General features: G+C 66.1%; 19 protein-coding genes and 1 pseudogene. 11 read left to right on the plus strand and 9 right to left on the minus strand.

The window, feature by feature from the left end; genetic code table 11:
• Window positions 1-443: 443 nt before the first annotated feature.
• The 4 genes and pseudogenes from ACK4FB_RS01690 (at window position 444) to ACK4FB_RS01705 (ending at window position 6,613) form a co-directional block, all read left to right on the plus strand.
• Window positions 444-1,627 (plus strand): annotated as a pseudogene (locus ACK4FB_RS01690) (alkaline phosphatase).
• 220 nt (window positions 1,628-1,847) lie between these two features.
• Window positions 1,848-4,607 (plus strand): TonB-dependent receptor, encoded by a 2,760-nt coding sequence (locus ACK4FB_RS01695; RefSeq protein ID WP_409747192.1) that lies wholly within the window; start codon window positions 1,848-1,850, stop codon window positions 4,605-4,607.
• Between the two features lie 155 nt (window positions 4,608-4,762).
• Window positions 4,763-5,161 (plus strand): DUF1489 family protein, encoded by a 399-nt coding sequence (locus tag ACK4FB_RS01700; RefSeq protein ID WP_409747195.1) that lies wholly within the window; start codon window positions 4,763-4,765, stop codon window positions 5,159-5,161.
• A 78-nt stretch (window positions 5,162-5,239) separates the two neighbouring features.
• Complete coding sequence (locus ACK4FB_RS01705; RefSeq protein WP_409747198.1) at window positions 5,240-6,613, plus strand: class II 3-deoxy-7-phosphoheptulonate synthase; 1,374 nt, start codon at window positions 5,240-5,242, stop codon at window positions 6,611-6,613.
• A 158-nt stretch (window positions 6,614-6,771) separates the two neighbouring features.
• On the opposite strand, the gene ACK4FB_RS01710 is transcribed toward ACK4FB_RS01705, so the two are convergent.
• Window positions 6,772-7,974, minus strand: a complete 1,203-nt coding sequence (locus ACK4FB_RS01710) for an FAD-dependent oxidoreductase (protein ID WP_409747202.1) — start codon at window positions 7,972-7,974, stop codon at window positions 6,772-6,774.
• A gap of 96 nt (window positions 7,975-8,070) precedes the next feature.
• Between ACK4FB_RS01710 and ACK4FB_RS01715 the strand changes: the two genes are divergently transcribed.
• Together ACK4FB_RS01715 and ACK4FB_RS01720 are read left to right on the plus strand one after the other, a co-directional pair.
• Window positions 8,071-8,643 (plus strand): prephenate dehydratase domain-containing protein, encoded by a 573-nt coding sequence (locus ACK4FB_RS01715; protein WP_409747204.1) that lies wholly within the window; start codon window positions 8,071-8,073, stop codon window positions 8,641-8,643.
• Between the two features lie 268 nt (window positions 8,644-8,911).
• The gene (locus ACK4FB_RS01720; RefSeq protein ID WP_409747207.1) at window positions 8,912-9,670 is read left to right on the plus strand and encodes a chorismate mutase; all 759 of its coding nucleotides are present in this window, start codon (window positions 8,912-8,914) and stop codon (window positions 9,668-9,670) included.
• Here the strand turns inward: ACK4FB_RS01720 and ACK4FB_RS01725 are convergent.
• The 7 genes from ACK4FB_RS01725 to flgF all read right to left on the minus strand — a co-directional run bounded on the left by ACK4FB_RS01725 (window position 9,667) and on the right by flgF (window position 14,377).
• Window positions 9,667-10,176: a hypothetical protein gene (locus ACK4FB_RS01725; RefSeq protein ID WP_409747210.1), complete on the minus strand. Its 510-nt coding sequence runs from the start codon at window positions 10,174-10,176 to the stop codon at window positions 9,667-9,669. The genes ACK4FB_RS01720 and ACK4FB_RS01725 overlap by 4 nt on opposite strands.
• A gap of 13 nt (window positions 10,177-10,189) precedes the next feature.
• Window positions 10,190-10,633 (minus strand): hypothetical protein, encoded by a 444-nt coding sequence (locus tag ACK4FB_RS01730; RefSeq protein ID WP_409747213.1) that lies wholly within the window; start codon window positions 10,631-10,633, stop codon window positions 10,190-10,192.
• A 34-nt stretch (window positions 10,634-10,667) separates the two neighbouring features.
• Window positions 10,668-11,138: a hypothetical protein gene (locus ACK4FB_RS01735; RefSeq protein WP_409747216.1), complete on the minus strand. Its 471-nt coding sequence runs from the start codon at window positions 11,136-11,138 to the stop codon at window positions 10,668-10,670.
• Window positions 11,139-11,263: 125 nt separating this feature from the next.
• Entirely contained in the window at window positions 11,264-11,986 is a 723-nt protein-coding gene (flgH, locus tag ACK4FB_RS01740) for a flagellar basal body L-ring protein FlgH (protein ID WP_409747219.1), read from the minus strand.
• Between the two features lie 12 nt (window positions 11,987-11,998).
• The gene (gene flgA, locus ACK4FB_RS01745; protein WP_409747222.1) at window positions 11,999-12,841 is read right to left on the minus strand and encodes a flagellar basal body P-ring formation chaperone FlgA; all 843 of its coding nucleotides are present in this window, start codon (window positions 12,839-12,841) and stop codon (window positions 11,999-12,001) included.
• Window positions 12,838-13,626 (minus strand): flagellar basal-body rod protein FlgG, encoded by a 789-nt coding sequence (flgG, locus tag ACK4FB_RS01750; RefSeq protein WP_409747224.1) that lies wholly within the window; start codon window positions 13,624-13,626, stop codon window positions 12,838-12,840. Before flgG ends, flgA begins: the two co-directional genes overlap by 4 nt.
• A gap of 13 nt (window positions 13,627-13,639) precedes the next feature.
• Window positions 13,640-14,377: a flagellar basal-body rod protein FlgF gene (gene flgF, locus ACK4FB_RS01755; RefSeq protein ID WP_409747227.1), complete on the minus strand. Its 738-nt coding sequence runs from the start codon at window positions 14,375-14,377 to the stop codon at window positions 13,640-13,642.
• Between the two features lie 198 nt (window positions 14,378-14,575).
• Between flgF and ACK4FB_RS01760 the strand changes: the two genes are divergently transcribed.
• The 5 genes from ACK4FB_RS01760 (at window position 14,576) to ACK4FB_RS01780 (ending at window position 17,920) form a co-directional block, all read left to right on the plus strand.
• Complete coding sequence (locus tag ACK4FB_RS01760) at window positions 14,576-15,193, plus strand: flagellar basal body-associated FliL family protein (protein ID WP_409747230.1); 618 nt, start codon at window positions 14,576-14,578, stop codon at window positions 15,191-15,193.
• A 3-nt stretch (window positions 15,194-15,196) separates the two neighbouring features.
• Window positions 15,197-16,240, plus strand: coding sequence for a flagellar motor switch protein FliM (gene fliM, locus ACK4FB_RS01765; protein ID WP_409747233.1), 1,044 nt, complete (start codon window positions 15,197-15,199; stop codon window positions 16,238-16,240).
• The gene (locus ACK4FB_RS01770; protein WP_409747236.1) at window positions 16,237-16,731 is read left to right on the plus strand and encodes a DUF6468 domain-containing protein; all 495 of its coding nucleotides are present in this window, start codon (window positions 16,237-16,239) and stop codon (window positions 16,729-16,731) included. Before fliM ends, ACK4FB_RS01770 begins: the two co-directional genes overlap by 4 nt.
• A gap of 19 nt (window positions 16,732-16,750) precedes the next feature.
• A complete protein-coding gene (locus ACK4FB_RS01775) occupies window positions 16,751-17,602 on the plus strand; it encodes a MotE family protein (RefSeq protein WP_409747239.1) in 852 nt (283 codons plus the stop codon).
• A 69-nt stretch (window positions 17,603-17,671) separates the two neighbouring features.
• Window positions 17,672-17,920 carry a DUF3297 family protein gene (locus ACK4FB_RS01780; RefSeq protein WP_409747242.1) on the plus strand — a complete coding sequence of 83 codons (249 nt, stop codon included), beginning with the start codon at window positions 17,672-17,674 and terminating at the stop codon, window positions 17,918-17,920.
• Here ACK4FB_RS01780 and ACK4FB_RS01785 read toward each other — a convergent pair.
• The gene (locus tag ACK4FB_RS01785; protein WP_409747245.1) at window positions 17,893-19,176 is read right to left on the minus strand and encodes a mechanosensitive ion channel family protein; all 1,284 of its coding nucleotides are present in this window, start codon (window positions 19,174-19,176) and stop codon (window positions 17,893-17,895) included. The genes ACK4FB_RS01780 and ACK4FB_RS01785 overlap by 28 nt on opposite strands.
• Window positions 19,177-19,237 lie beyond the last annotated feature (61 nt).

Genomic DNA, 19,237 nt, shown 5'->3' on the forward strand with positions numbered 1-19,237 from the left:
CGACGTGGGTTTGTCTTGAAAGCTGCGCGGGGATGTCACCGTTTCGCGATGGGTCGGCGGCGGCGTCGTGTCTAGCCTGCCGCCTTCAGGCTTATTGTCAGCAGACGACCTCAAGGATGTTCATGACCTTCTCCCGTTTCGCTGCGGCTGTCCTCGTCGGCATGATCGGTCTGGGCTGGAGCGCGGAGGGCCTGGCTCAGGACGCAGGCGCTTCGCAGCGGCCGCGCAACGTCATCCTGATGATCGCGGACGGCCAAGGCTTCAACGGGTGGATGGCTACGGACTACTACGTCCACGGAGAAGCCGGGGCCGAGCCCTATATGCGGCCCCGGCCCGATGGTACGCGGCCTCATGTGGGCGCTGTGGTGACGGGTTCGCTGCAGATGTTCGATGGCGAGGGGGCGCCGACCCGCGAAGCCGCCGAAGCCCGGTCCGTGCGGCGCATGCCCTATGATCCCGCGACGCGGTGGCTTGATTTCGGTTCGGTGCGCGACGCGACTGACTCCGCCGCCGCCTCGACCGTACTGCATACCGGCCGCCGGACTACAAATACGCGCTTGGGACTGGCTTGGGACGGGGAGACCCGGCTGACCTCTATCGCCGCCCTCGCGCGCGGGCAGGGCATGGCGACGGGCGCGGTGACCAGCGTGCAGTTCGCGCACGCCACGCCCGCCGGGGCCGGGGTGCAGACGGCAAGCCGCCATGACTATGATGTGGTCGCCCGCCAGATGCTGGATGGCCGCCTGGACGTCGTCATGGGCGCCGGCCATCCCCTGTTCGACGATGACGGTCGTCCGGTCGACGCCGAAGACGTCTCGCCCGAGGCATGGTCCTGGGCAGGCGGCCGCGCGTATTTTGAACGGCTGCTCGCCGACGGACGCAGCCCGGGCGGCCTCACCCTGATCCAGAGCCGCAACGATTTCGAGCGTCTGGCCAACGCCGGCCCGAGCGCCGGGGCCCGGGTGGAGCCGTTGTTCGGTCTGGCCCAGATTCGCCAGACCCTGCAGTTCCGTCGCGCGGACGGCGCCGCCTTTGTGGACAGAACGCCGACCCTCTCGGTCATGGCGCGGGGCGCACTGAACCGTCTGGCGGCAAGCCCGGAGGGCTTCTCGTCATGATTGAGGGCGGGGCCGTCGACTGGGCCAACCACGCCAACAACGCGGGCAGAATGGTGGAGGAACACGCGGCCTTCAATGACGCCGTGAATGCTGTCGTCGAATGGGTCGAGACCCACTCCAGCTGGGACGAGACCTTGCTGATCATCACCGCCGACCATGAGACCGGAATGCTCTGGGGCCCGGGGACGTGGACGGACGTCGACGGCGACGGAGTCTGGAGTGAAGGCGACACGTTTCATGACTATGTGCTGCCGGCCAACAACGGGCGGGGCGAGACGCCGAGCATCACCTATGGGTCGCCCCATCACACCAGCGAACTCGTGCCCCTCTTCGCCATCGGCGTGGGGTCGTCGATGTTCGAAGGCATGAGCTTGCGAGACCAGGGTGCCCGCCGGCTTTGGGGCGAGGCCTATGACTGGAACGGCGGCTACGTGGACAACACAGACGTTTTTGTCGTGATGCAGGCTGTCATTACAGGAGCGGCGGATCACGACCCTGCGGGTCGATGATCCAGATCTACTTTATGTAATCGTTCAGACTTGTTTCTGATATAGGTTCATTATTATGTCCGAATGCGATTAATTATGTCGTTCAGAGCCGTTGTTATTTAAAATAAAGCGCCGACTTCTGAGCTAATTTTATAAAAACTTGTCTTGAGGCGAAAATGCGGTGGTCGTATCGGCCTCCCATCGGCTTTCGGCAGGGAAGCCGCATTCGGGGATACTACACATGAAGAAGAGAATCCTGGCTTCCACGGCCTTGGCCGTGGTGGCTGTTTCGCCGTTCGCCGCCTTCGCCCAGTCCGCTGACCCGGCTTCGGCCAGTCCTGACACCGCTGTCACGGTCGATGAGATCATCATCACCGGCAGCTATCGCCGCAGTCTGGAACAGGCCATCGACATCAAGCGCGACAACATCGGGTTTTCCGATTCCATCGTCGCCACGGACGTGGTCAATTTCCCGGAGCAGAATCTGGCCGAGGCGCTTCAGAGGGTGCCCGGCGTGACCATCGACCGGAACCGCGGCCTCGGCGGCCAGGTCATGGTGCGTGGCCTGCCCAGCGAGTTCACACATGTCTCGATCAATGACCTGGCGACGGCCTCGGGCAGCGGCGGCCGCGAGGTCGAATTCGACATCTTCGCCTCGGAGATCATCCAGCAGGTCACGGTCCAGAAGTCCCCGACTGCTGCGAACGAGGAAGGCGGCATCGCCGGCTCGGTCAACATCTCCACGGCGCGGCCGTTCGACTATGCGGGCCGCACCTTCGTCGTCGCAGTCGAGGGCGCGCACAACTCCATCTCGGAAGAGATCGATCCGCGGTTCTCGTTCCTGGCCAGCGACACCTGGGGCGACTGGGGTGCGCTGGTGTCGTTCTCGTCGGCGCAGCGGACCAACCGCACCGATTCCAACTCGGGCATCAACTTCCGTCCCATGTTCCGCTTCCTAGAGGCGACCGGCGCACGCTCGGATCAGGCGGCTGCGGTTCTGGAACGCGACGGAGGGGTGATCGTACAGGACCGCCGTGATCGCGATGAAACCGGCCGGATCATCTTTCAGGACAAGGTCGGCGACCGGGCCTATCTGAATGATCAGGACAAGTGGGGGGCGACGCTGTCGCTGCAATACCGCCCGTCCTCCAACTTCAGCCTGACCTTCGACGCCATGCTGGGCGGTTATGAAACCGTCGAGGACGAATACGATGCGGCGGCCTATTCGGCCTCCAGCCGCAGCACCCTGGAGACCATCCACGAGTACGACGACACCACCCTGGCCGACTACGGCATGATCATTCTGCGTGACGTGTCATACACAGCGACCCAACATGAGTTCCTGAGCAAGGAGCGGATCAACGAGACGGACTACGCCCAGTTCGGCCTGACCCTGAACTGGAGCGGCGACAACTGGGACATGAACGCGCTCGTCGGCTACTCCGGCGCCGAGCAGACTCGCGACTACGCCAACCTGAAACACGTCGCCTATGCGCCCTCGCGCACGCGCTGGACCGAGCGGGGCGGGGAGACCATCCCCAGCGCCAATCCCGCCACCATCGATATGTACGACGCGCCGGAGAGCTATCTGTTCGAAGCCTACGAAACCACATTCGAACAGATCTCGGACGACAAGTACGCGGGCCAGTTCGACTTCACGCGCTATTTCGATCTGCAGGCGTTTCCAGCCCTCGCCAGCGTACAGGTCGGTGCGCGCTACGCGGACCGGTCCACGGAGCGGCAGTATGGTTCACTGAACATCCAGGGCCCCGGACCGGGAGATTCGTCCTGGACCAACACCCGCACCCTGGCGGACAGTCCGTTGACGCCTATCGCCGACCTGGTTCCGGGCGGCGCCTACAGCGCCCGGGACCTGACCTGGAGCCAGATATCCAACGCCTACGCGCGCAGCACCTTCCGCTATGACGGCTTCTTCACGCCGTTCGATCCTGGCCAATACTATGAGGTCGGCGAGGAGGTGGTCAGCCTGTACGCCATGGCGGACTTCGAATTCGCCCTCGGCAATGTGCCTGTGTTCGTCAACGCCGGCGCGCGCTACGTGGACACGACAGTAGTCTCGTCCGGCTTCCACCAGATCCAGAATCCGGACGGCTCGACCGGTTACACGCCGGAGCCGGTGACCAGCGAGGGCGGGTACAGCGAAGTGCTGCCCAGCCTGAACTTCCATGCCGACCTGACGAACAATCTGGTCCTGCGCGGCGCGGCGTCCGAGACCCTGATGCGTCCGGCCCTGACGGACCTGGCGTACCGCCGCACGGCCAGCTGGAACTCGTTCCGGTTCACCGATGGCAACCCGGCGCTGGAGCCCACCTACGCCACCCAGTGGGAGATCGGTCTGGAGCGCTACTTCGACAACGGCGGCCTTCTGGCGGTGTCCTACTTCTGGAAGGAGGTCGAGGGCGTCGTCCGCAACGAACTGACCGGCGTCGTGCGGGACGTGACCAAGTACAACGCCAACGGCACAATCGACGGCGTCTATGACTTCGACGTCTATCAGCCGGTGAACGCCGAGGGCTCATACGAGGTCAGCGGTGTGGAGCTTGTGGCCGTCATGCCGCTGGACATCCTGCACCGCAGCCTGCAGGGCTTCGGAGTCAACGCCAACTACACCTTGCTCGACAGTTCCCTGACCGGGGAGTCGGACCTGGGAATCCCGACCCCGCCGGTCGGGCTGGCCGAGACCACATACAACCTGACACTCTACTACGAAAACACCCGCTTCGACGCCCGGGTGTCCTACAACTACAAGGACGATTATGTCGAAGCCATCGGCTACGAGATGTATCCGATCTGGCGCGCCGGCTACGGCCAGACCGACATCTCCATGAGCTACAAGCTGACTGACTGGGCCCAGATCAGCCTCAAGGGGATCAACATCACGGACGAAGCGACCGTGGGTTACACCATGGATCCCTCGTTCCCCACCATGTACGAGCTGTCGGGACGCCGCGTGAGCCTCGGCCTGCGCATGAGCTTCTGATCTCCGCTGGATCAGTGAGCCTGTAGTATAGAGAAGGCCGACCCCAACGCCCGGGGTCGGCCTTCGCATTTCCGTCGTCAGCAAGCGGCAGGGTTATCCCCCGCCGCGACACCCGCAGCCCTTTTCCGCCGCCGCCTAAATGCTAGACCCGGCCCATGGCGTTGCATCTGATCAAGCTGTGTGTGGGCGTGTCCGAGGTGGAGTGGCTGGAGAAGCGGGCTGCGGCGGGCCGTCCTCTGGTCGTGCACACCCGCATGACGCCCAAACGGGCGGCGGAGATCGAGGACGGCGGATCGCTGTACTGGGTCATCAAGGGCGTGGCGGGATGCCGCCAGCCGATCCTCGACATCACCACCACCGGTGAGGGCAAGACCAGCCGCTGCGAGATCACCCTGGAGCCGCGCGTGATCCGCACCGCGCCGCTGGCCCGGCGGCCGTTTCAGGGCTGGCGCTATCTGGAGGCGAAGGATGCGCCCGTAGACCTGACCACGGCGGAGGCGACGGATCTGCCCCAGGATCTGGCGAAGGCGCTGCGCGAAATGGGGGCGTGGTGAGGTGAAAACCTCGTCTGCGATCATGGCGATCGGCGCATAATCGTTGTTCCACCGCGCCCGTTTGCCTATCTTGGCGAAATGAATACGCGCTGGACACCCGAGAGCTGGAGATCGAAACCGGTCAGGCACATGCCGACGGACTATCCCGACATGGCCGCCCTGGAGCGGGTTGAGGACGAACTGCGCGCCATGCCGCCGCTGGTCTTCGCGGGCGAGGCGCGCAATCTGAAGGACCGGCTGGCGCAGGTTGAGGCGGGCAACGCCTTCCTGCTGCAGGGCGGAGACTGCGCCGAGAGCTTCAAGGAATTCTCCACCGACAACATCCGCGACACCCTGCGGCTGATCCTGCAGATGGCGGTGGTGCTGACCTTCGCGGGGCGCAAGCCCGTGGTGAAGGTGGGCCGCATCGCCGGCCAGTTCGCCAAGCCGCGCTCGTCGGCGGTGGAGCAGATCGGCGATATTGAGCTGCCCAGCTATCGCGGTGACATCATCAACGGCATGGGCTTCACGCCCGAAGAACGCCTGCCTGACCCGAACCGCCTGCTGAAGGCTTATCACCAGTCCAGCGCCACGCTGAACCTGCTGCGGGCGTTCGCCGGCGGGGGCTATGCGGACCTGTACAACATCCACCGCTGGACCTTGGGCTTCGCGGCCGAGAACGCCTACGGCGCCAAATACCGCGACCTGGCCGACAAGATCAGCGAGGCCCTGGCCTTCATGGCGGCGGTGGGCGTGACGCCGGACACCCATCCGGACCTGAGCCGGGTGGAGATCTTCACCAGCCACGAGGCCCTGCTGCTGAACGTGGAGTCCGCCATGACCCGGCTGGACGGCGCCACGGGCGAATGGTTCGACACCAGCGCCCACATGCTGTGGATCGGCGAACGCACCCGCCAGCTGGATGGCGCTCATGTGGACTTCATGAAGGGCATTTCGAACCCCATCGGGGTCAAGTGCGGCCCGACCATGGAGCCGGACGATTTGCTGCCCCTGATCGACGCCCTCAACCCGGGCAACATCCCCGGCCGCCTGACCCTGATCGGGCGCTTCGGGGCGGACAAGGTGGGCGAGCGCCTGCCGGCACTGATGGCCGCCACCAGGGCCGAGGGCAAGCGGGTGATCTGGTCCATTGACCCCATGCACGGCAATACGCTGAAGGCGTCCACCGGGTTCAAGACCCGGCCCTTCGACCGTATCCTGGGCGAGGTGCGCAGCTTCATCGACGTGGCCGAGGCCGAGGGTGTGCACCCGGGCGGCGTCCATCTGGAGATGACAGGCCAGAACGTCACGGAGTGTCTGGGCGGCGCCCAGGCCGTGACCGAGGACGACCTGTCCAGCCGCTACCACACCCACTGCGACCCGCGCCTGAACGCCGACCAGGCGCTGGAGCTGGCCTTCCTGGTGGCCGAACGGCTGAAGTCAGGCCGGGTGGAGACGTCCGAGGCGGCGTGATCAGTCCGGGTTATCTCTGACCGCGCATTCCGGCGAAAGCCGGGCCCCGGTCCTGTCCAGCGTGATGCTGTGTTTCAGGACTGGCCAGCGGCGAGAGGCCCCGATCCGCTGCAACCCCAAAGCACTGGGTCCCGGCTTTCGCCGGGATGAGCGGGAGGTCAGGTTCTTTCGAACAGCCGCGCCACCGTGTTGATGGCCCGCTCCGCCTCTTCGCGATCGGCGACTTCTTCCTCGACGCCGTAGCCGTACATGTCGCTGCCGCCCAGCGCCTGAACAACGATGCCGTCGGGACGGGGGACCACCGAAACGCCGCTGTAATAGAGGCTGTAATCCACCTCCGGCTGGGGCGCGAGCCAGGCGATCTGGCCGCGCACGGGGGTGAGGGTGTGGTCGCCCCACAGGGCGCGGGCGCCGTAGCCGGTGCAGTTGACCACTACCGGTTCGGACAGGCGCGCCAGATCGGCGGGCGTGTGGAAGGTCATCTGCTGGATGCGGCCGCCCTCGCGCAGGAAGTCGGCGGTCAGCCGGGTGGCCAACTCGGCCACATTGAAGGTCATGCTGACCCCCAGGCGGGCCTGATCCACCGGAAAGGGATGCTCGTGCGGCTCCAGCGGACGGGAGCGCGAGCCCAGGTCGCGGATGCGGTCGGAATAGTTGGCGAAGGCCACGACGGACGGAATCGGTTCGGGTGCGGGCGTCGTCGAGGCCGCGTCAAGGCGCGGGGCGTCGCGCAGGATGTAGTTATCGTTCCAGAATACCGGCCGGCCGGGCAGGCCCACATAGGCGCGGTGCATGGCCCAGGAGTCGCGCGTCATGCGCTCCCACACATCGCCGAAAGCGGCGGGCGCACGGGCGGTGTCGGCGATGCGGGAATCCGGCGACCAGACGCCGGTGGCGCGGGCCGAGCGGGTCTGGAGCGCCCGTTCGGCGGCGTAGATGGTCACGTGCGCGCCCGCCCGTTGAAGGGTCAGGGCGGTGGTGAGGCCGAGGGCGCCGCAGCCGATGACCGCGATATCGCTATGCCCGCCCTCAAGCGCGTTGCGCGCGGCGATCTGCGCCGAACCCCATGACAGGGACCAGCCCGAGCCGCCGTGGCCATAGTTATGCACCACCCGTTTGTCGTCCACTGTCTCCACGTCCAGGCGCGGCCCGGCGGCGCGGAACGGGCGCAGGCAGACGGTCATGTGGGTGAGGCGCGACATGTCCATACGCAGCGGCGCGAGGATGCGGGGCTGGAAACGGGGACGGGTCGGGGCTGGTGAGGCGGGCGAGGTGGCGGCGCATCCCGCAGCGCCAGCCAGGCCGAGGCCGCTTATACCCGCAAGGACGTGACGACGGCTGCGAGCAGGGGCGAGGGTCATGGGGCGCTCCGTGAAACGCAGCGACCCTAGCGAGCCGCGCCGGAGGACACCACCTCGTCTCTTGGCTCCTTGCGCGAAACGACGGATATGTAGGACATGAACGCATCGGAACCAGCAAAGGGCCCGGCGCGGGTGGCCTATCAGGGCGCGCCCGGCGCCTTCAGCCATGCGGCGTGCCTGGCTCTGCGGCCGTGGGACGAGCCGGTGGCGTTCGACACATTCGACCAGGCCATCACTGCGGTGCGTTCGGGCGACTGCGGCCTGGCTCTGATCCCCGTCGAGAATTCCACCATCGGCGTGGTCCAGCCCGCCGCCGACCTGGTTGCTGCGTCAGGGCTGACGGTGGTCACGGAGGTGTGGAGACCGATCCGGCTGGCGCTGATGGCGGCGCCGGGCGCGCGGCTGTCGGACCTGAAGATCGCCGAAAGCCACCCCGCCGCGCTGGGCCAGTGCGTCAAGGCGCTGGCGGATCTGGGGCTGGAGGCGCGCGAGGTGTTCGATACTGCGGGCGCTGCGCGGGACGTCGCCAAGGCGGGGGATGTGACCCGCGCGGCCGTAGCGCCGCCGCCAGCCGCCGAAATCTACGGATTGTCGATTCTGCGTCACGATCTGCAGGATTCGGCAGATAACCGCACGCGCTTTGTCCTGTTGGCCGCTGCCGAGGGTTGACGGCGCAAGGATTTTGCGTGTTCTGGGCGAACGGTCGATCTGACCGCAACCAGCCGGACCTTTCTCATGTCCATGTCGCGCGCGCTTTTCGTCTCCAGCTCTGACCGTTCGCGCGCGGCCTATTTCGGCTATTTCGCTTACGAGTTTCGATACGCCGGCTGAGGCGTCGGAAGCCTGACCACCGACAGCCTCGCCGGCGACCGCTCCCCAAGCCGGAGCGGCGGACCGCGCCCCTGTCCTCGAAACTCATTTCACAGCGAAACCTCCCATGCCCAATTCCACCCTGCATCAGGTCTGGCCTGAATCGGCCCCCGACTCCCCCGAACACAAGGCGCTGGCCGCCCTGCGATCCCAGATCGACGCCGTCGATGATCAGCTTCTGGAGCTATTCCAGAAACGCCTCGATCTGGCCGCCCAGGTGGGCCGGGCCAAGGACGCGCCGACCGGCCCGCACACCAAGCTGCGCCCCGACCGTGAAAAGGCTGTGTTGGCCCACGTCCACGGCCGTGCGGCGGTGGCGCACAAGGAGGCGGTGACCGGCCTTTGGCGCGAGATCGTCGGCTGGGGTCTGGCGCAGCAGGGCCAGCTGAAGGTTCAGGTCTGGTCGCCTAACGAACCGGCCCGGGCCTTTGACGGCGCGCGCCAGCGGTTCGGTCGGGCCGCGGAGATCCGCATGGTCCAGGACGCCGAGGCCGCCCTGCGCTTCGCCTCGGACGGCGGCGGCGTGGCCGTGCTGGCGGTGAACAACGACTCCCCGTGGTGGATCGGTCTGCGCAAGGAGTGGGCGCATCTGAGCGTGTTCGAGGGCTTCGGCGGCGAGGTTCCGTCGGCGTTCGCGGTCGGGCCTATCGACCCGGCGGCCCTGCCGGGCGGACGGCGGGTGGTGGTGTCGGCGGGCGGCGATGCGGGCGACGGCGCGGGCGCCCGACGCTGGGGCCTGCACACCCACCACGGCTGGACCCTGGCCCTGACCGACGCTCGCATCGCGCCGGGCGGGCCGGAGGGCTGCGTCGGGGCGGTGGGTTAGCCGCAGGCGCTGAAGAAGCTTTCGACGGCGGCTTCGGAGCCGGCGTGGGCGGCGTAGGCTTCGCGCCGATCGCCGACCCAGGAGGCGATCCAGCCGACCCGGCGGAAGCGCTGGAACACCGGATGGGACGGGTCGGCCGTGGCGCTTAGGATCACCCCGTCGCTGAGCATGGACGGCTGGGATTCGGCGGGGAAGCGTTCCGTTTCCCCGCCGGATTCCAGATGGATGACCGGCTCGGCGCCGGGCTCGACGTCCTTGTAAAGCATCAGGCCCGGCGTTCCGGTTTCGCAGTGCAGGCTGAGGCGCACGTCATCGCTCTCGGCGACCCCATAGGCCAGCGAAACGCCGTCGGGGTGGCTGTTGAAATGCCAGTCGTATCCGGCGATGGGCGTCGGCGCGGGGCTTTCCGGAGGCGCATAGGGCTCCGGAGTCGGGGCCTCGACCGAGGCGCAGGCGGCCATCACCAGCAGGGACGTCGTCGTTACGATGGGGATGAGGGCTTTCATCGGGCGTCCAGTGTCAGCCGCCGCACGCTGCGGCGAAATCGGTGAGCAGGGCGCCGTACCGGGCGCCCACGCGCACCGTCCAACGGTTCTCGCCCTGATGCAGGGTCAGGGCGCGGGTCTCGAGAAAAGCCGTAAACACCGGGTGTTCCGTGCGCATGGATGCGGTGAGACGCGTGGAGCCACCGTCCTGGAACAGTTCTCCCTGCGACGCAGTGGAAGCCTGGCCCGAGCGGATCGAGATATAACCGGCCTCAACACCCTCACGGTCGTAGACCGAAACGAGGACAGCGCCGCTTCCGGGGTCGCACTCCAGTGTGGCGCGAAGGCTGGGGGTGTCGGGAATTTCGTTGGCCAGTACGACCCGGGCGCCGTGAGAGTCGTAAAGAGTCCAGGTCCAGCGTGCCTGCTCGGGCGACTGGGCGGCCAATGCCGTCGCCATCAACAGCCATGCGGTCATGGTTCAGCGCCCCCGTATCCTGAACCGACAGTGATCAGGCGCGATCCGAAGCGCAATAGCCGAGGAATCGCGAAACCGTGAGGCGCTCGGCTTCCGTGGCGGGCAAGGTAAACACACCGGCTGCGCCCTCAACCCGCATGGCGCCGCGCTCGGCAAGATTGACGAGAGCTGAGTCATTCAGGGCGATCCGGGTCTCATAGGCCTCGCCGCCCGACAGCGGGTCAGGTTCGGCATAGCTGATCGAGGCGCGCATGAGACGGGGGGAGTCGGGCTGAACATCCCCGTAGACGATTGCACTGCGTTCGCCGGGGTCGCAGGTCAGCATCAGAGCCAACTGGTCGGAATTCGCCACGCCATAAGCCAACTTGGCCATGGAGCCCTCATGGTGGAGATGCCAGCCCATGGGTTGAACATCCTGCTGAACCTCATAGGCCGAGGAAGCGGGCTGGGCGGCCAGGGTTACGAGTCCCAGAAAGCCGGCGGCTGGAATAAGAAACTTGAACATACTGTTAACTGCCTCCGCCTTTCAGAACGCGGATGGCCGTTTACGGTTCACGGCTCAGCTTCCGGCGTTCGTCGATCCCCGTGGTGACAGGTCGAACATGAACGGAAGCTGAGCCGTTTTCTCGGTCAGAACGGGTTGAAGCGCTCCACCAGAGACTGCGCGGCGGGGGCGGCCTGGACCCGGCTGATGTCGCCCCGTCCGCCGTAGTGGATGCGAGCCTCGGCGATCTGGTCGTGGCGAATGGTGTTGGCCGAGGAAATATCCTCCGGCCGCACAATGCCGGCGACGGTGAGTTCGCGGACCTCGCGGTTGGTGCGCACTTCCTGCCGACCCTGGATGACCATGTTGCCATTGGGCATGACGGCGGTGACGACGGCCGCGATCGTGACGTTGATGTTCTCGGATCGGCTGACGCTGCCTGAGCCGGATGAGGTGGAGCCGCCGCCAAATCCGACCAGGGCGGAGGGATCGAAAGCGCCTCCTATGCGGCCTGCGGCCTCGGCCTCGAGCCCGAAAAAGTTGGAGACGCCAGAGTTGATCTCGTTGGAACGGCTGCGCTGGGTGGAATTCTGGGTCTGGGCCCGGTCCCGGATGTCGATGGCCACCGTCAGGATATCGCCGACGTTGCGGGCGCGCTGGTCGCCGAAGAAGGTGCGGGAGCCTGAACGCCAGATGGAGTTGGCCGAGGCCGGGCGCGCCTCGGGCGCGGGCAGGACCTGCTGGTTGACCGGCACCAGAGCGGCGGGATAGCCGATGGGCGCCAGTTCAGGGCCGCGCACAGCCTCCATTGCAGTGGAGCATGCTCCCAGCAGAGCCAGGGGGGCGAGGGCGATGACGGCTTTACGCATGACGGATTTCCTCTAGCGCAGGGCGGCGAATTGTTGGGGATTTGCGCGGGCCGCCTGGGCGGCCGGGCCCGTTACGGCCTGACCTGGACCAACCGCTACGGCGTCGATGGCGCGGCCGGACTCGATATTGGTCACGACCAGAGCCTCGCCCATTGCGGCGTTGCGGGCGGCCCTGCCGGTGATGGTCAGATTGACGCCGCCGGAGATGAAAGCCACCTGGACCATGTCGCCGCGCGCGATCACCTGCGGCGCGGTCAGGTCCCGGGACTGCACCGGCGTTCCGGCGCGCAAGGCCCTACGGGCGGACAGGCCGATGACGGCCTCGGCGTCCTGGGGCCCTCCTGACGGGGCCTGATGAGCCTGCACCTGTGACCAGACCACATCTTCAGGATGGATCACCTCGCCGGACGCCATGCTGCGCGCATAGGTCAGGACCTCGACTGTGGCGCCGGGGCGGGCGGCGGATGACGCGGGAGACGCCTGGGCGGACGAAGACGGGGCGGAGCCTTGACGCACCACGATGCGGCGCAGGCCTGAAGGATTGTTCCAATGCAATCCGGCGCGGGCGGCGGCGGCCTGAACCTGGGCGGCGTCCAGAACAGCGGTCGGTCCTGTCCGCTGGGCGACCACTACCGATGCTGCGGAACCGGCGCCGTCGAACAGTTCGCCCAGGGTGATCCGGCCGTCGTCGTCCATGGGACTGGCGGACAGGGTGACGGGTCGTGACAGGGCGGGGGTTGCGGCCGCCGCCGCAATGATCAGGGCGGCCAGCAGGGTGGCTCCCGCACCGATACGCGCGCGCCGCCGCCCGGGCATCACCTCGAAGGCGGGACGGCGATAGACGGCTCTCATCATGACTTCACCTGTGCGGAGACGCTGAGCATTTCGTCGGCGGTGGAGATGACCTTGGAGTTCATCTCATAGGCCCGCTGGGCGACGATCAGCGCCGTGATTTCGCTGACCGCATCCACGTTGGAGGCCTCGGTGTAGCCCTGCAGAAGTTGCCCGAAGCCAATGTCCCCGGGGGCGCCGACAGTGGCGGGGCCGGAGGCTGCGGTTTCCAGCAGCAGATTGTCTCCGATGGCCTCGAGTCCGGCTTCATTGAAGAAGGTGGCGATCTCCAGCTGACCGACGATCTGGGGCTCGGCCTCGCCGTCCAGTATCACCTGGACCTGACCGGCGCGGGAGATGGAGACGTCCACGGCCTCCTGAGGGATCGCGATGGCGGGTTCCACCTGATAGCCGTCATCGGTGACCAGCAGCCCCTCCTGATTGACCGAGAAGTTGCCGGCGCGGGTGTAGCCGATTTCTCCCGAGGGCAGGGTCACCTGAAAATACCCCCGTCCGTCGATGGCCAGGTCATAGGTATTGCCGGTCTGGGTCGGTGTGCCCTGGGTCATGATGCGGTAGACGCTGCCGGCCTTCACACCGGCGCCGATCTGGATGCCGGTGGGCACCACGGTGCCCTGGGCGGAGGACTGGGCCCCCATGCGCTCGACGTTCTGATAGAGCAGATCCTGGAATTCGGCGCGCTGGCGCTTGAATCCCACCGTGTTCATGTTGGCGATGTTGTTCGAGATGACCTCGACGTTCAGCTGTTGAGCCAGCATTCCGGAGGCGGCGGTGCGAAGTGCGCGCATGGTCAGCTTCTCCCTAGTTCGGACGGCCGAGGCGCTCGACGGCGCGCTTGGACAGGTCGTTCTGGTTTTCGATCATCTTGGAGGCGCGCTCGTAGGCGCGGCTGATCTCGATGAGGCTGGTGATTTCCAGGATGGTGTTGACGTTTGAGCCTTCCAGCATGCCCTGACGGACCTGGACGTCGTTGGCCTCAAGCGGGGCTTCATTTGCGGTGTTGCGGTAAAGCCCGTCGCCACCCTTTTCGAGCACGGACAGCAGGGCGAAGCGAACTGTGTTCAGGCGCCCGACCGGCTGGCCGTCCTGGCTGATCGTGCCATCCTCAGCCACGGCGACCGCGCCCAGAGCCGGGTCCAGGATGATTTCACCGCCGTCGCCCAGAACCGCATGGCCCGCCTGGGTTGTCAGGCGTCCTTCCGGGTCCAGGGTAAAGGCTCCGTCGCGGGTGTAAGCCTCGCCTTGAGCGGTTTCGACGGTGAAGAAGGCGCCTTCCCCCTCAATGGCGAAGTCGAGCGTGCGACCGGTCTGGCGCAGGGATCCCTGGCCAAAGTCGCGTCCCACGCCGTTGTCCAGCACGAAGCTGGCCGAGGGACGGATGCCGTGATTGCGGGCACGTTGACCGATCTCGGTCCCGACCATCAATTGCTCCACCTTGAAACCGGTGGTGTCGGCGTTGGCTATGTTGTTGGCCACGATGTCCAGTTCGCGACGAAGCGTCATCTGGCGGGACAGGGCGACGTAGGCGGCGTTTTCCACGGGCAACTCCTTGAGCCCGGTCCTGAGCAAGGGGCGGGCCAACAGGGTTAATCGTTGTCTGGAAAGGGTTAGAGCGGGAGAGCCGACGGCCCAGCCCGGCAGAAACTGCCGGTTATGAACGCCTCGTTAACCAAACCCGCGTCATCTGGAGGCTGGAATCGACAGGTCGGGATTCGCGACCGCGGGGCGTCTGGAAACATGCTGAAACTCGGCAAGAAAAAGAAAGATGCGGGTTTGCCTGCGACGACCGAGGCGCCCGCCGACGGCGTCGAGGCTGACGGCGCGCCCGGCAAAAAGAAGCCGCCCATGCTGTTGATCATCGGCGCGGCTGTCGGCGTGCTTGTGCTGGGCGGCGGCGCTGCAGCCTTCTTCCTGATGCAGCCCGGCTCGGCCGAGGCCTCGGGAGAAGAGGCTCATGCGTCTCCTCCGCCTCCCCCCGCCAAGAAAGGCGGAGGCGGCCATGGCGCTCCGACCGAGGGCGGAGCAGGGGTGATTGCAGCCGGCCCTGACGGGGTCACCTTTTATACCCTGCCGGATATGGTGGTGAATATTCAGTCGCCCGGCGGCCGCCCCACCTTCCTGAAGCTGAAGCTGACCCTGGAAATGGAAGACGCTCATCTGGCCCAGACGCTACAGGCCGAGGCTCCGCGCCTTCAGGATATGTTCCAGGGTTATCTGCGTGAACTGCGCCCCGAGGAGTTGGCGGGGTCCGCCGGAAGCCATCAGCTTCGCCAGGAACTGCTTCGCCGCGTCAATCTGATTGCGGCTCCGGGCCACGTGGACGCCGTGCTCATCGAAGAAATGCTGGTGCAGTAAATCATGAGCGACGCCGACACTCTCGACAACGAAGCGACGGCCGGCGGCGAAGCGGGCCTGTCGGAGCGGGTGCTGAACCAGGAGGAGATCGACAGCCTGCTGGGCTTTGATCTCGGAGACGATGACGGTTCCGACCGGTCAGGCATCCGCGCCATCATCAACTCGGCCCTGGTCAGCTACGAGCGCCTGCCGATGCTGGAGATCGTGTTTGACCGCCTTGTGCGGTTGATGACGACCAGCCTCCGGAATTTCACCTCCGACAACGTCGAGGTCAGCCTCGACAACATCAGTTCCATACGGTTCGGCGACTATCTGAACTCCATCCCGCTGCCGGCCATCCTGGCGGTGTTCCGGGCCGAGGAGCTGGACAACTACGGCCTGCTGACGGTCGACTCCAACCTGATCTATTCGATCGTGGATGTGCTGCTGGGCGGTCGCCGGGGTACGGCGGCGTTGCGCATTGAGGGGCGGCCCTACACCACCATCGAGCGCATGCTGGTCCAGCGCATGATCGAGGTGATCCTGGCCGACGCCCAGGCGGCGTTCGAGCCGTTGACCCCGGTGCATTTCAATCTGGACAGGCTGGAAACCAATCCTCGTTTCGCCGCCATCGCCCGATCGGCCAACGCCGCCATTCTGGTCAAGCTGCGCATCGATATGGAGGATCGCGGCGGGAGGGTCGAACTCTTGCTGCCCTATTCGACGCTGGAGCCCATCCGCAAGATGCTGCTGCAGCAGTTCATGGGTGAGAAGTTCGGGCGCGACAACATCTGGGAAAGTCACCTGGCCACCGAACTCTGGACCACCGAAACCGAGGTGCGCGCCGTGCTCGAGGAGCAACAGATGCCGCTGCAGAAGGTGCTGGACCTGAAGGTCGGTGACACCCTGATGCTGAACGCCGGTCCCGACAGCGAAGTCAGCGTCCGGTGCGGCTCGATCCCGGTCACCACCGGCCGCATGGGCCGCAAGGGCCAGCATATCGCCGTGCGTGTGGAGCGGCCCATCAGCGTGGAAACCGCCAGCCGACTGACCGGAGGAAAACGATGAGCACGACCGGACTGATCCTGGACGGCGTCCTGATGTTGTTGCTGATAGGGGCTGTGGCCTTCGGCATCCGGCTGGAGCGCAAGCTGGCCGCCCTGCGCAACGGGCAGGCCGAGTTCGCAAAAGCGGTGAGCGAGTTGAACGCCGCCGCCGGCAAGGCCGAAAACGCCTTGATGGCGTTGAGGTCTGCCGGGCAGGACACAGATCTCCTGCACGACCGCATCGTCAAGGGCCGTCAGTTGAAGGCGGAGCTGGAGGGGCTGATTTCGCGAGCCCCGGCGCGGATTGCGCCTGCCGTCAGCGAGCCGTCGGCGGTGGTCCGTCCCCCTCATTCCGAGCCGAAGCCTGCGCCGCAGGCGGTCGCCGCGCCGGCGCCGGAACAGGCGGCCGAGCGCGCCTCCATGATCCTGCAGGCCCTGGCCGCTAACCAAACTGCTCAACAAAGCCTGAACCGGGCCCGGCGTAAGCTGGACGAAGACCTGTTCGCCGCCTGATTGCTGAAAGCTCTGTGTGATGAAGATGCCCCGCATCCTGCCCCTGATCGCCATCGCTGTGGGCGGCATCATCGCCGTTCGTGCGGCAGGTCTGGCGCCTGAGCTGTTCCAGGGAGCCCAGGCTTGGGCCCAGGAAGGCGTCGTCCCCGCCGGGGATGCGGCCCTGCTCACGACCGCCTCGGCGCCTGCCGTATGCGCTCTGTCGGAAGACCAGTTGGCCGAGCAAGCCGGCATCTCCCCGGCGGAACTGCGGATCATCCAGCGCCTGTCGGATCGTCGCGGAGAGCTGGACGCTCGCGACGCGGACTTCGCCACCATGCTGCCGCTGATGGCTGCAGCCGAACAGAAGCTGGATGAGCGGATGGCCGCGCTGAACGCCATCAAGGCCGAGCTGGAAGGGATGCTGGGTCAGGCGGACGAGCGGGAACAGGCCGAGATCAACAGGCTGGTGGAAGTCTATCAGGCCATGAGGCCGCGCGAGGCGGCGGCGGTCTTCACCAGCCTGGCGGACTCTGTGCGTCTTCCGGTGGCCCAGGCCATGCGCCCCCGCGCCCTGGCCGCCATCATGGCCCAGATGCCCCCTGCGGCGGCGCGTGAGCTGACCGAGAAGCTGGCTGATCGCTATGAAGCGCAGCAACTGGCCGCCCGCGCCGAAGCCGTGGCGCGGAACGCGCCCGCGCCCGCTCCCGTTCCTGCGCCCGTCCGGACAGCAGAGGCGCCGCCCCAGGCTCCCCCGGCGCGCCGTCCGGCTCAGGCCCAGGCGCGCGCCCAGATCCAGACCCCGCCGGCGCCCCCGCCCGGTCCCCAGCCCTACGAACCCGATGGCGGGCAGGGCGGCCGCGCGGAGCCCGCCCGTCAGACCGTTCAGTAAGGCTGGTTGGCGTGGCCGCGAACAGCAGCTATCACCGCGCCTCGATCTCCAGCGAAGCGATGAGCCCTTATGTCCGAAACGCCCCCTGACCGTCTGTCCGTCAATCCCGCCAGCCCGCACCATGACGAGGCTGTGCTGGCGCGCGGGGTCGGCATCCGCTTCAAGGGCGAAGAGAAGACCAACGTCGAGGAGTATTGCGTCTCCGAGGGCTGGGTGCGTCTGGCCGTCGGCAATCGCGTTGACCGCAAGGGCAACCAGTTGACCGTAAAGCTTCAGGGGCCGGTGGAGCCTTATTTCAAGGACGACGCCGAAGCCTGAGCCTTCGTTGCGGCCTTTTCTGAAGGCAGAAGACGACTGGACAACTCCGCCACGTCCAGCCCGCTTGGCTGCTGATACAGGCGCAGGCCGAACTCCGGCAGGATGGCGATCATGTGGTCGAAGATATCCGCCTGGATGCTTTCGTATTCCACCCACGCCGTGGTTGTGGTGAAGCAGTAGATTTCCAGCGGCAGGCCGTGCGCCGTCGGGTCAAGCTGGCGGACCAGCAGGGTCAGGCCGGTGGAATGGATACGCGGGTGGTCCAGCAGATAGGACTGCACATAGGCTCGGAAGGCGCCGATGTTGGTCATGCGGCGCGTGTTGACGGGCTCGCGGCCGGCCTCGGCCAATTTCTTGTTCCAGGCGTCGATCTCGTCCTGCTTGCGTCGGATGTAGTCGTCGATGAGAGCGAAGCGGCACAGGTTTTCACGCTCGCCGGGCTCCAGAAAACGAATGCTGTTCTGATCGATCATCAGGCTGCGCTTGATGCGTCGCCCGCCGCTCTCGCTCATGCCCCGCCAGTTCTTGTAGCTGTCGGTGATCAGCTTGGAGGTCGGGATGGCGGTGATGGTCCGGTCCCAGTTCTGGACCTTGACCGTGTGCAGGGCGATATCGATCACATCGCCGTCGGCGTTGAGATGGGGCGCCTCGATCCAGTCTCCGACGCGCAGCATGTCGTTTGAGGTCAGCTGAATCGACGCCACCAGCGACAGGATGGTCCCCTGGAACACCAGCATCAGCACCGCCGCCATGGCTCCCAACCCTGACAACAGCAGCAACGGCGAACGCTCGATCAGGGTGGCGATGATCAAGATGGCCGCGATCGCGAAGAGGGCGATCTTGATCATCTGGATATAGCCCTTGATCGGGCGATTGGCGGCGCTGGGACGCCGCGCATAGCGCGCGTTCACCAGGTCGAGAACGCTCGAAACGGTCAGGACGATCGTCAGAATGACAAAGGCCGAAGCGACGTTCTGGACCACCGTCATCGCCCCGGGCGGCAGATGGGGCACCAGTTGAATGCCGTTGTGGATCACCAGGGCGGGGGCGATGCGCGCCAGGCGCTGGGCGATCGGCGCCGTAGCCTCGTTGTGAAGCCTGACCGTTTTCAGGACCCTGCGCCCGATCCTGAGGAGGATATGCCGGGTAACCCAGTCCGCCAGAAAGGCCGTCGTCAGGAGAATAAGCACGCCCAGCGCGGTCTCCAGCATCGGGTAATCCGCGATCTGTGCGCGCAGGGCGTCAAAGGCGTGCATGAAGGTCCGTTACACTCGTGAAGGGGGCGGGGTTCAGGTCGGGTCATAACAGGGCGGGCGC

It is taken from the genome of Brevundimonas sp., assembly GCF_046299535.1.
Taxonomy (GTDB): Bacteria; Pseudomonadota; Alphaproteobacteria; order Caulobacterales; family Caulobacteraceae; genus Brevundimonas.